This window comes from Elstera litoralis (genome assembly GCF_000963705.1).
In the GTDB taxonomy this organism is placed as follows: Bacteria; Pseudomonadota; Alphaproteobacteria; order Elsterales; family Elsteraceae; genus Elstera; species Elstera litoralis.
In genome coordinates this window covers 1-9,236 of record NZ_LAJY01000220.1, presented here as the reverse complement: position 1 = coordinate 9,236, position 9,236 = coordinate 1, and the positions used below count along the sequence as shown (strand labels likewise).

14 protein-coding genes are annotated in these 9,236 nt (G+C 60.8%); 11 read left to right on the top strand and 3 right to left on the bottom strand.

What is annotated here, in order from left to right:
* Window positions 1–255 precede the first annotated feature (255 nt).
* From VZ95_RS09495 to VZ95_RS28780, 10 genes are all read left to right on the top strand, one after another.
* Window positions 256–1,587: an NAD(P)-dependent oxidoreductase gene (locus VZ95_RS09495; RefSeq protein WP_045775628.1), complete on the top strand. Its 1,332-nt coding sequence runs from the start codon at window positions 256–258 to the stop codon at window positions 1,585–1,587.
* A gap of 12 nt (window positions 1,588–1,599) precedes the next feature.
* Window positions 1,600–2,115, top strand: coding sequence for a tRNA-dihydrouridine synthase (locus tag VZ95_RS29755; RefSeq protein WP_456297693.1), 516 nt, complete (start codon window positions 1,600–1,602; stop codon window positions 2,113–2,115).
* The gene (gene preA / locus VZ95_RS29750) at window positions 2,106–2,873 is read left to right on the top strand and encodes an NAD-dependent dihydropyrimidine dehydrogenase subunit PreA (RefSeq protein WP_456297692.1); all 768 of its coding nucleotides are present in this window, start codon (window positions 2,106–2,108) and stop codon (window positions 2,871–2,873) included. Before VZ95_RS29755 ends, preA begins: the two co-directional genes overlap by 10 nt.
* A gap of 78 nt (window positions 2,874–2,951) precedes the next feature.
* Window positions 2,952–3,167 carry a hypothetical protein gene (locus VZ95_RS29745; RefSeq protein WP_456297691.1) on the top strand — a complete coding sequence of 72 codons (216 nt, stop codon included), beginning with the start codon at window positions 2,952–2,954 and terminating at the stop codon, window positions 3,165–3,167.
* The gene (locus VZ95_RS09485; RefSeq protein WP_456297690.1) at window positions 3,167–3,796 is read left to right on the top strand and encodes an ABC transporter ATP-binding protein; all 630 of its coding nucleotides are present in this window, start codon (window positions 3,167–3,169) and stop codon (window positions 3,794–3,796) included. The genes VZ95_RS29745 and VZ95_RS09485 overlap by 1 nt, the downstream gene beginning before the upstream one ends.
* The gene (locus VZ95_RS09480) at window positions 3,786–4,688 is read left to right on the top strand and encodes an ABC transporter permease (protein ID WP_232302580.1); all 903 of its coding nucleotides are present in this window, start codon (window positions 3,786–3,788) and stop codon (window positions 4,686–4,688) included. The genes VZ95_RS09485 and VZ95_RS09480 overlap by 11 nt, the downstream gene beginning before the upstream one ends.
* Window positions 4,685–5,092 carry a hypothetical protein gene (locus tag VZ95_RS28785; RefSeq protein WP_332308058.1) on the top strand — a complete coding sequence of 136 codons (408 nt, stop codon included), beginning with the start codon at window positions 4,685–4,687 and terminating at the stop codon, window positions 5,090–5,092. The genes VZ95_RS09480 and VZ95_RS28785 overlap by 4 nt, the downstream gene beginning before the upstream one ends.
* Complete coding sequence (locus tag VZ95_RS09475; protein WP_332308059.1) at window positions 4,980–5,618, top strand: ABC transporter permease; 639 nt, start codon at window positions 4,980–4,982, stop codon at window positions 5,616–5,618. Before VZ95_RS28785 ends, VZ95_RS09475 begins: the two co-directional genes overlap by 113 nt.
* Window positions 5,619–5,697: 79 nt before the next feature.
* Window positions 5,698–6,453: an ABC transporter substrate-binding protein gene (locus tag VZ95_RS09470; protein WP_332308057.1), complete on the top strand. Its 756-nt coding sequence runs from the start codon at window positions 5,698–5,700 to the stop codon at window positions 6,451–6,453.
* Window positions 6,425–6,703: a hypothetical protein gene (locus VZ95_RS28780; protein WP_332308056.1), complete on the top strand. Its 279-nt coding sequence runs from the start codon at window positions 6,425–6,427 to the stop codon at window positions 6,701–6,703. Before VZ95_RS09470 ends, VZ95_RS28780 begins: the two co-directional genes overlap by 29 nt.
* Before the next feature lie 67 nt (window positions 6,704–6,770).
* On the opposite strand, the gene VZ95_RS29740 is transcribed toward VZ95_RS28780, so the two are convergent.
* A complete protein-coding gene (locus tag VZ95_RS29740) occupies window positions 6,771–7,064 on the bottom strand; it encodes a hypothetical protein (RefSeq protein ID WP_232302581.1) in 294 nt (97 codons plus the stop codon).
* A gap of 178 nt (window positions 7,065–7,242) precedes the next feature.
* Here VZ95_RS29740 and VZ95_RS09465 point away from each other — a divergent pair, with 178 nt between their 5' ends.
* Window positions 7,243–8,295: an amidohydrolase family protein gene (locus tag VZ95_RS09465; protein ID WP_456297689.1), complete on the top strand. Its 1,053-nt coding sequence runs from the start codon at window positions 7,243–7,245 to the stop codon at window positions 8,293–8,295.
* On the opposite strand, the gene VZ95_RS09460 is transcribed toward VZ95_RS09465, so the two are convergent.
* Both VZ95_RS09460 and VZ95_RS09455 read right to left on the bottom strand, forming a co-directional pair.
* Window positions 8,268–8,696, bottom strand: coding sequence for a hemerythrin domain-containing protein (locus VZ95_RS09460; RefSeq protein WP_045775626.1), 429 nt, complete (start codon window positions 8,694–8,696; stop codon window positions 8,268–8,270). The genes VZ95_RS09465 and VZ95_RS09460 overlap by 28 nt on opposite strands.
* Before the next feature lie 112 nt (window positions 8,697–8,808).
* Window positions 8,809–9,236 (bottom strand): hemerythrin domain-containing protein (locus VZ95_RS09455; protein WP_045775625.1); only part of this gene is annotated, 428 nt, incomplete at its 5' end.

The window sequence follows — 9,236 nt, the reverse complement described above, 5'->3', positions numbered from 1 at the left end:
ATGATCTTCATCCCCTGCGAAGACGGCATTAGCCATAATGAAGTGGAAAATGCCACGGCGAGCGACTGTGCGGCGGGCTGCAATGTACTGTTGCATGCAATGGTCGAAGCAGCCTCGGCTTAAGTTTCTAGATCCTGACTAAATGGTCAAGTTTTTGCTTGACCGTTTAGTCAAACAATAGCATCCTTCAAATAATCACAATAAACATCAACAGGGTTCGAAGTCATTTCGCAGAAGCGGAAGACGGAGGGGTTCATGAAGGATTTGGTGGATATTACCGCAGGTCGCCTGTCGCCAGGGGTTCTTGCGGAGAATTTCGGCGACGCGCACCCGCCGCTTACCCCGGCGCAAGCGCTGGTCGAGGCGGATCGCTGCCTGTTTTGTTACGACGCGCCCTGCGTTGTGGCCTGCCCGACGAGTATCGATATTCCGAGCTTTATTCGGAAAATCGGCACGGGCAACCTGAAGGGCTCGGCCACCGATATTCTGTCGGCGAACATCATGGGCGGTATGTGCGCCCGCGTTTGCCCGACCGAGATTCTGTGCGAGCAGGCCTGCGTGCGGAACACTTACGAAGATAAGGCCGTGCAAATCGGCGCGCTGCAACGGCGGGCGACCGATTGGTTGTTCGATCAAGACGTGCAGATTTTCACCCGTGCGCCCCATACGGGCAAGCGCGTGGCCGTGGTCGGCGGTGGTCCTGCCGGGCTCTCGGCGGCCCATAAGCTCGCCAGCCTCGGCCATGACGTGACGGTCTATGAAGGCCGCGCCAAGCTCGGCGGGCTCAATGAATATGGGATTGCGGCCTATAAAACGCCCCATGATTTCGCCCAAAAGGAAATCGACTATATCCTCGCCATCGGCGGCATTACCGTCGTTACCGACTGGAAACTCGGGCGCGATGGCTCCCTGGATGATCTGCAAAAAGGTTTCGATGCGGTTTTCCTCGGCCTTGGCCTCGCCGGGGTCAATGCCCTGAATGCGCCGGGCGAGGATTTGCCGGGCGTGGAAAATGCCGTCGATTTCATCGCCAAACTGCGCCAAGCCGAGGATCTCACCCGCCTGCCCATCGGGCGGCGCGTGGTGGTGATCGGCGGCGGCAATACCGCCATCGATGCCGCGACCCAAGCCAAGCGCCTCGGTGCGGAAGACGTGACCCTCGTCTATCGGCGCGGCGTTGAAACCATGACGGCGACCCCGGTCGAGCAGGAATGGGCACAGACCAATGGTGTGAAAATCAAACATTGGGCCAAACCCGTGAAGGTTGAGGCGACCGATGGCGCAGCGAGCGGCATTACCTTTGAATACACCACGCTTGTGGGCGGCGCTGTGACCGGGACGGGCGAGACCTTCACCCTGGCGGCCGATCAAATTTTCAAAGCCATCGGCCAAACCTATGCCGAACCGGAATTTCCCGGGCTCGTGCTGGAGAAGGGCCGCATCAAGGTCGATGCCGACCGGCGCACCTCGCTGGCGAACGTCTGGGCGGGCGGCGACTGCGTTGCGGGCGGGCAAGATCTTACGGTGGCCTCGGTCGAGGACGGCAAACAGGCCGCGCTGTCGATCCACGCGACGCTGACGGCTTAGGGGGATAGAGTAATGGCTGACTTGCGCACCAATTTCGCGGGCATCAAATCGCCGAACCCCTTCTGGCTGGCCTCGGCCCCGCCGACGGATAAGGCCTATAACGTGATCCGTGCCTTTCAGGCCGGGTGGGGCGGCGTTGTGTGGAAGACGCTGGGGGAAGATCCGCCCGTTGTGAACGTCACCTCGCGCTACGGCGCGTGGCACGATGGCGACCGGCGGGTGATGGGCTTCAATAATATCGAGCTGATTACCGATCGTCCCCTCGCGGTTAACTTACGGGAAATCAAGGAAGTAAAGCGCGATTGGCCCGACCGCGCCATGATCGTATCGCTGATGGTGCCCTGTCAGGAGGATTCGTGGAAAAACATCCTGCCGCTGGTGGAAGAAACCGGCGCGGATGGCATCGAGCTCAACTTCGGCTGCCCGCACGGCATGTCCGAACGCGGCATGGGCGCGGCGGTGGGCCAAGTGCCCGAATATGTCGAAATGGTCACGCGCTGGTGCAAGCAATATACCGTATGCCGGTGATCGTGAAGCTCACGCCGAATATCTCGAACATCCTCGGCCCGGCGCGGGCGGCGAAGGCGGGCGGGGCCGATGCGGTGTCGCTCATCAATACGATCAACTCGATCATGAGCGTCAATCTCGACAAAATGGCCCCGGAGCCGGTGGTTGACGGCAAGGGCACCCACGGCGGCTACTGCGGCCCGGCGGTGAAGCCGATTGCGCTGAACATGGTGGCGGAAATCGCCCGGACGATGGACACGCGCGGGATGCCGATTTCGGGTATCGGCGGGATCACGACGTGGCGGGACGCGGCGGAGTTTATGGCCCTGGGCTCGGGCTCGGTTCAGGTCTGCACGGCGGCGATGGTCTATGGGTTCAAGATCGTCGAAGACATGATCGACGGGCTCTCCAACTGGATGGACAGCCAAGGCTACGCCACGCTCGACGATTTCGTTGGCAAGGCCGTGCCGAATGTCACCGACTGGCAGTATCTCAACATCAATCACGATCTGAAGGCGCGGATTAATCAGGATCTGTGCATCTCCTGCGGGCGCTGCCATATCGCCTGCGAGGATACGTCCCATCAGGCGATCACCAAGGAGAAGGACGGCAAGCGGTACTTCGAGGTGGTCGATTCGGAATGCGTCGGCTGTAACCTTTGCATGATCGCCTGCCCGGTGCCCGAGTGCATCACAATGGAGGCGGTGGATACCGACCGGCCATATGCCAATTGGACGACGCACCCCAATAATCCGATGGCAAAAGCGGCAGCAGAGTAGGGTTAACGGGCGCAGGCTTCACACGGCCTGTGCCCGTTCTTCTTTTCGGATAGACTTGCTAGGGTGGCGACGGCGCGAATGCAAAAGGTGATGCGGATGGACGATATGAGCGGGGCCGCAAGCGGTTCCCCCAAGGCGGCGGACGCGCAGGCGGTAGTGGAAATTGCCGATCTGTCGCTGGTCTATCAAACCGCCGACCATCCGGTTACGGCGCTGTCCAATGTCAATCTGACCATCAATAAGGGCGATTTCGTTTCTTTCATCGGCCCTCGGGGTGCGGGAAAACGACGCTGATGCGGGTTGTCGCCGATTTGGAGCACCCGACCTCCGGCACGGCGCTGGTGAACGGCGGCACGCCGGAACAGGCGCGGCTGGATCGTGCCTACGGCTATGTGTTCCAAGCCCCCACGCTCTACCCGTGGCGCTCGGTTGCGCGTAACGTGATGCTGCCGCTCGAAATCATGGGCCTGCCGAAAGCCGATCAGCGCGAGCGGGCGCGGGCGGCGTTGGAGTTGGTCGGGCTGACTGGGTTCGAGCGCAAATACCCGTGGCAGCTTTCGGGCGGTATGCAGCAGCGGGTTTCGATTGCCCGTGCGCTGAGCTTCGATCCCGATTTGCTGCTGATGGACGAGCCCTTCGGCGCGCTCGATGAAATCACCCGCGACCGGCTGAACGACGAACTGCTGAGCCTGTGGAAGAAGACCAATAAAACGGTGATTTTCGTCACCCATTCGATTTCGGAAGCGGTCTATCTCTCGACCAAAATCGTTATCATGAGCGCCCGGCCGGGCCGGATCATCGATATTATCGATAGCCCCTTACCGCGCGACCGGTCGGCGGCGACCCGCGACAGCCAAGCCTTTTTGGACGTGGCGCACCGGGTTCGGCAAGGGCTGCTGGCGGGGCATGGGCATGATGATTAGGCTTCCTGCCGCTCTCACGCGGCCCCTGCCGCTGCTGTTCGTGCTGGCCGTTCTCGCGGTGGCGTGGCTCGGCGGCGCGGTTTGGCTGAACGCGCCGCAGATCATCGACGGCTGGCAGCGCAACGGCAAAACCGACTATAGCACGGGCGAGCTTGTGGCGGCGGCCTGGAGTCAGGAGCGGCCCTTGCTGCCCGCGCCGCAGCAGATTTACGCGGATTTAGAGAAAAGCTTTTCGGCCCGCATTGATAGCCCGCGCAATCTGCTGTTCCATACCTGGGTAACGGGGTCGGCGATGGCTTCGGGCTTCGGGCTCGGCGTGCTGCTGGGGGGGATTTTGGCGCTCGGCATCGTCCATGTGCGCACGCTGGAAAAATCGCTAATGCCCTGGGTGATCGCCTCCCAAACCGTGCCGATCTTGGCGATTGCGCCGATGATCGTGGTCGTGCTCGGGAATATCGGGCTGACGGGGCTGCTGCCGAAAGCGGTGATTGCGATGTACCTCTGCTTCTTCCCCATCACGATTGGCCTCGTGAAGGGGCTGCGCTCGCCCGATCCCTTGCAGCTTGATCTGATGCGCACTTATTCGGCCAGTCCAACGCAGCTTTTCTGGAAGCTGCGTTGGCCCGCCGCCATGCCGTTTTTCTTCACCAGCTTGAAAGTGGCGATTTCGATTGCCCTCGTTGGCGCAATCGTCGGCGAGCTTCCGACCGGGGCGCAGGCCGGGCTCGGCGCGCGGCTGCTCGCGGGCTCTTACTATGGCCAGACGATCCAGATTTGGTCAGCCCTCGTGGTTTCGGCGGTGCTGGGCATGGGGCTGGTGGCGCTGATCGGGTTGATCGAGAGGGTCACGCTGAGCTATCAGCGCGTCCCCGTGGCAGGAGGCAAGCGATGAGCCTTCCCATCTTGGCCGCAACGGTGGCGCTCGCGGCGCTCCTGAGCTTGGTGGTTTTGGCGCAGGGAGGCTCCGGCATTCTGCTCTGGCCGTTGACCCTATTGACCGGGGCGGCGGCTTGGGCGCTGCTCGCGCGCCTGTCCAACGACACACGCGCGGAGGCGCGCTTCGGTTGGGTGGTTCCGGCGCTGTTCGGGTTAACGCTGCTCTATCTCTGGGAAGTGATCGTGCGTGGTTTCGGGGTGCCAAAAAGTGCTGCTGCCCGCGCCGAGCGCTATCGGTCTGGCGCTGGTGGCACAAGCTTCGGTGCTCTTCGCCGATTTTCAGCAGACCGTGCTGAAATCGGTGATTGCCGGGTATCTGCTGGGGAACGGCTCGGCCTTCATCATCGCCCTGCTGGTTGACCGCTCGCCGTTTCTGCAACGGGGGCTCCTGCCGTTAGGGAACCTCGTCAGCGCCATTCCCATCGTCGGGATCGCGCCGATCATGGTGATGTGGTTTGGCTTCGACTGGCCGTCGAAAGCGGCGGTGATCGTAGTGATGACCTTCTTCCCCATGCTGATTTCCACCCTCGCCGGGTTGCAGGGCACCGACCGGATGCAGCGGGATTTGATGACCTCTTATGGCGCAAGCTATGGGCAAACCCTGCTCGCTTTACGCTTGCCGGTGGCAGCGCCGATGATCTTCAATGCGCTGAAGCTGAACGCCACCTTGGCCTTGATCGGCGCGATCGTGGCGGAGTTTTTCGGCACGCCGATTGTCGGCATGGGGTTCCGCATTTCCACGGAAGTTGCCCGCATGAATGTGGATGTGGTGTGGGCGACGATTGCGGTGGCGAGTGTCGTCGGCTCGCTCGCCTATGGTACGATCACGCTGATCGAACGGCGGGTAACCTTCTGGCATCCCTCGTTCCGCAAGGCGCGAGGTTAAGAATAGAGGCGAGTTCGGACGAACCGAACCGCACGACAGGGTAGAGTTTCCACGCGTTTAACGGTTCTTGGGAGATGGAATGATGTCGATGAAAAGCCTTTTGGTTTCCTCCGCTTTGGCACTTGCGGTGGCGGTACCCACGGCAGCTTCTGCGCAAGATAAGCTGACCCTGCAACTGAAGTGGGTCACGCAGGCCCAGTTCGCGGGCTATTACGTGGCGAAAGATAAGGGCTTCTATAAGGAAGTCGGTCTTGATGTCACCATTAAGGCGGGCGGCCCGGACATCAACCCGAGCCAGGTCATCGCCGGCGGCGGGGCCGATGTGATCGTCGATTGGATGCCCTCGGCCTTGGCGACGCGCGAAAAAGGCGTCGATCTCGTCAATATCGCCCAGGTTTTCCAAAGCTCGGGCATGATGCTGACCTGCCGCAAGGATAGCGGCATCACCGCGCCGAAGGACTTCCCCGGCAAGACGCTCGGCGTCTGGTTCGGCGGTAATGAATATCCCTTCCTCGCCTGGATGGATAAGCTCGGCTATGCCACCACGGGCGGCGCGGGCGTGACGGTGCTGAAGCAGGGCTTCAACGTCGATCCGATTCTGCAAAAGCAGGCCGCCTGTATTTCGACGATGACCTATAATGAATATTGGCAGGTCATCGATGGCGGGCTGAAAGACAGCGACCTATTGGTGTTCAAATACGAAGACCAGGGCGTTGCCACGTTGGAAGACGGGCTCTACACGCTGGGCAAAAGCGTAAAAAGACCCGGCGATGGCGGCAAAGCTGGCGAAATTCGTCAAAGCCTCGATGAAGGGCTGGGACTGGGCCGCTGCTAACAGCGATGCGGCGGCAACCGTGGTGCTCGATAATGACGCCTCGGGCGCGCAGACCGAAAAGCACCAGAAGCGCATGATGGGCGAAATCGCCAAGCTGATCGGTAAGAACCCGAAAGGCACCGGCTATCTCGATCCCGCCGCCTACGACCGCACGGTCGCCGTGCTGATGGGCGGCAAATCGGCTCCGGTTATCACCAAGAAGCCGGAAGGCGCTTGGAGCCACGAAATTTTCGACAAGTCGAAGATGTAGGTCGAAACCGGCACCGCCCGTATCCTCGGGCGGTGCTCTTTCTCGCAAGGGAGGGCGCGTCATGGCATTACTCATTCGCGGCGGGACGGTCGTGACCGCCGACACCAGCACTCGGGCCGATGTTTTGTGCGAGGGCGATAAGATTATCGCCGTCGGGCCGAACTTGGAGGCTCCGGCAGGGGCAGAGATTATCGACGCTGGCGGGCAATATGTGATGCCCGGCGGGATCGATCCGCATACCCATATGGAACTGCCGTTCATGGGCACGGTGGCGTCGGAAGATTTCTTCAGCGGCACCTCGGCGGGCGCTGCCGGGGGGACGACGATGATTATCGATTTCGTCATCCCGAGCCCGCAGCAATCCTTGCTGGAAGCCTATAAGACCTGGCGCGGCTGGGCGGAAAAATCGGCCACCGACTATTCCTTCCATGTGGCCGTGACCTGGTGGGACGAAAGCGTCGCCCGCGATATGGGAACGCTGGTCAAGGATTACGGCGTCAATAGTTTCAAGCACTTCATGGCGTATAAAAAACGCCATCATGTGCGAAGACGAAGTGCTGGTGAACAGCTTTACCCGTGCGTGGGAGTTGGGGGCGCTCTGCACCGTTCACGCCGAGAATGGCGAGCTGGTCTATCACCTGCAAAAGAAGCTGCTGGCCCAGGGCATCACCGGGCCGGAGGGGCACCCGCTGTCGCGCCCGCCGGAAGTGGAAGGGGAGGCGGCGAACCGCGCCATCCGCATCGCCCAGGTGCTCGGCGTGCCGCTCTATATCGTCCATGTGTCGTGCAAGGAAGCGCTGGAAGCCATCACCCGCGCCCGTTCGGAAGGCCAGCGCGTTTATGGCGAAGTGCTGGCGGGGCATTTGGTGGTGGATGAGAGCGTCTATCGTTCCGACGATTTCACCTTCGCGGCGGCCCATGTGATGAGCCCGCCGTTTCGTTCCCACGAGCATCAATCGGCGCTGTGGCGGGGCTTGCAGTCGGGCAATCTTCAAACCACGGCAACCGACCATTGCTGCTTCTGCGCGCCGCAAAAAGCCGCAGGCCGCAATGATTTCACCAAGATCCCCAATGGCACCGGCGGCGTCGAAGACCGGATGATGGTGCTGTGGGAAAAAGGCGTAAACAGCGGCAAGCTAACGCCGAATGAGTTCGTGAAGATCACCAGCACGAATGCCGCGCAAATCTTCAACCTCTACCCGCGCAAGGGCGCGATTGCAGTCGGGGCCGACGCCGATATCGTCGTGTGGGATCCTTCGGGTACCAAAACGATCAGCGCCAAAACCCACCATCAGCAGGTGGATTTCAATATTTTCGAAGGGCTGACCGTCACCGGCATTCCCAGCCACACGGTTTCGGCGGGCAAGCTCGTCTATGCCAAGGGCGAATTGCGCACAGTTAAGGGCGCGGGCCGCTACGTGAACCGCCCGGCCTTCCCATCCTATTTCGAGGCGCTGAAGCTGGCGAACGGCTCAATCAACCGAAGCCGGTTTTGCGGGCACAGGCGGCGGAATAGGCTAAGTGTGGGGGGTGGAAAAGGCGGGGGAAGCCCCGCCTTTTCGCGTTACGCCGCCGCGTCGGCCATCGGGTAAAGCCGCGTGTCTTCCCGGTGAAAGCGCGCGCGCAGCGTTTTGAAAAGGTCGGTTGCGGCGGCGGTGAAGGCCGAAGCCTCCTGGCTAAAGCGGTTGCTGTGGAGCCATTCGGCTAAGAAGGCCTCATAGGTTTGGCGAATTCCGCTCATTTCCTGTTGATACTGTTGCGCCAAAGCGCGCAAGTTGCCATCGGCATGGGTTGCGAGCCGGGGGTAAAGCGCATCATCTTCCAGGGCCAAATGAATCCGCAGTTTTGCGGAGAGTTGGGTGAAACTTTCGCGCAGCGCCTGGGGAGCAGTCGCCCAGCCGGGCACGCGAAGCTGACGTTCGACCGCCTGAAGCAGCATTTCGATCTCGCCGTGCTGGACCCGAAAGCGCGCGGTTGCGGCAGGATTGGACATTGGTTCCTCGCATAAACATGTATTTCGAATGCATATTTATGCGAAACCAAAACCGAATCAATCCCTGCGCAGCGAGTTTTTTGAACCCGCGCCGGGGGACGCGCGGGCCGTTTTACCAGCCGACCGAATCGACCAGCGTATAAACCGCCGTATTTTCCCGGTGAATCCGGTCCTTCAACGCGGCAAACAGGCCCTTCGTGGCGGCCTGGAACCCGGCGGGGTCGGTCAGCAGTTTGCCCGAATGAACCCATTGGCTCAGGAAATCTTCGTAAGCTTGCCGGATACCGCCCATTTCGGTTTGATAGCTTACCGCAAGGTCCCGCACTTTACTGTCGGCATGGCGGGCCAACCGTGGGTAGAGCACATCATCTTCCAACGCGAGATGAATGCGTAACTTGGCCGAGAGTTCGCTGAAGGCCTGGCGAATATCTTGGGCCTGCGCACTCCAGGTGGGTTTTGTAAGAATAGTCTCGATCTTGCTAACAATATCGGCGATTTCACTATGCTGGGTGCGGAAACGATGCGTTGCTGTCGGCTGCG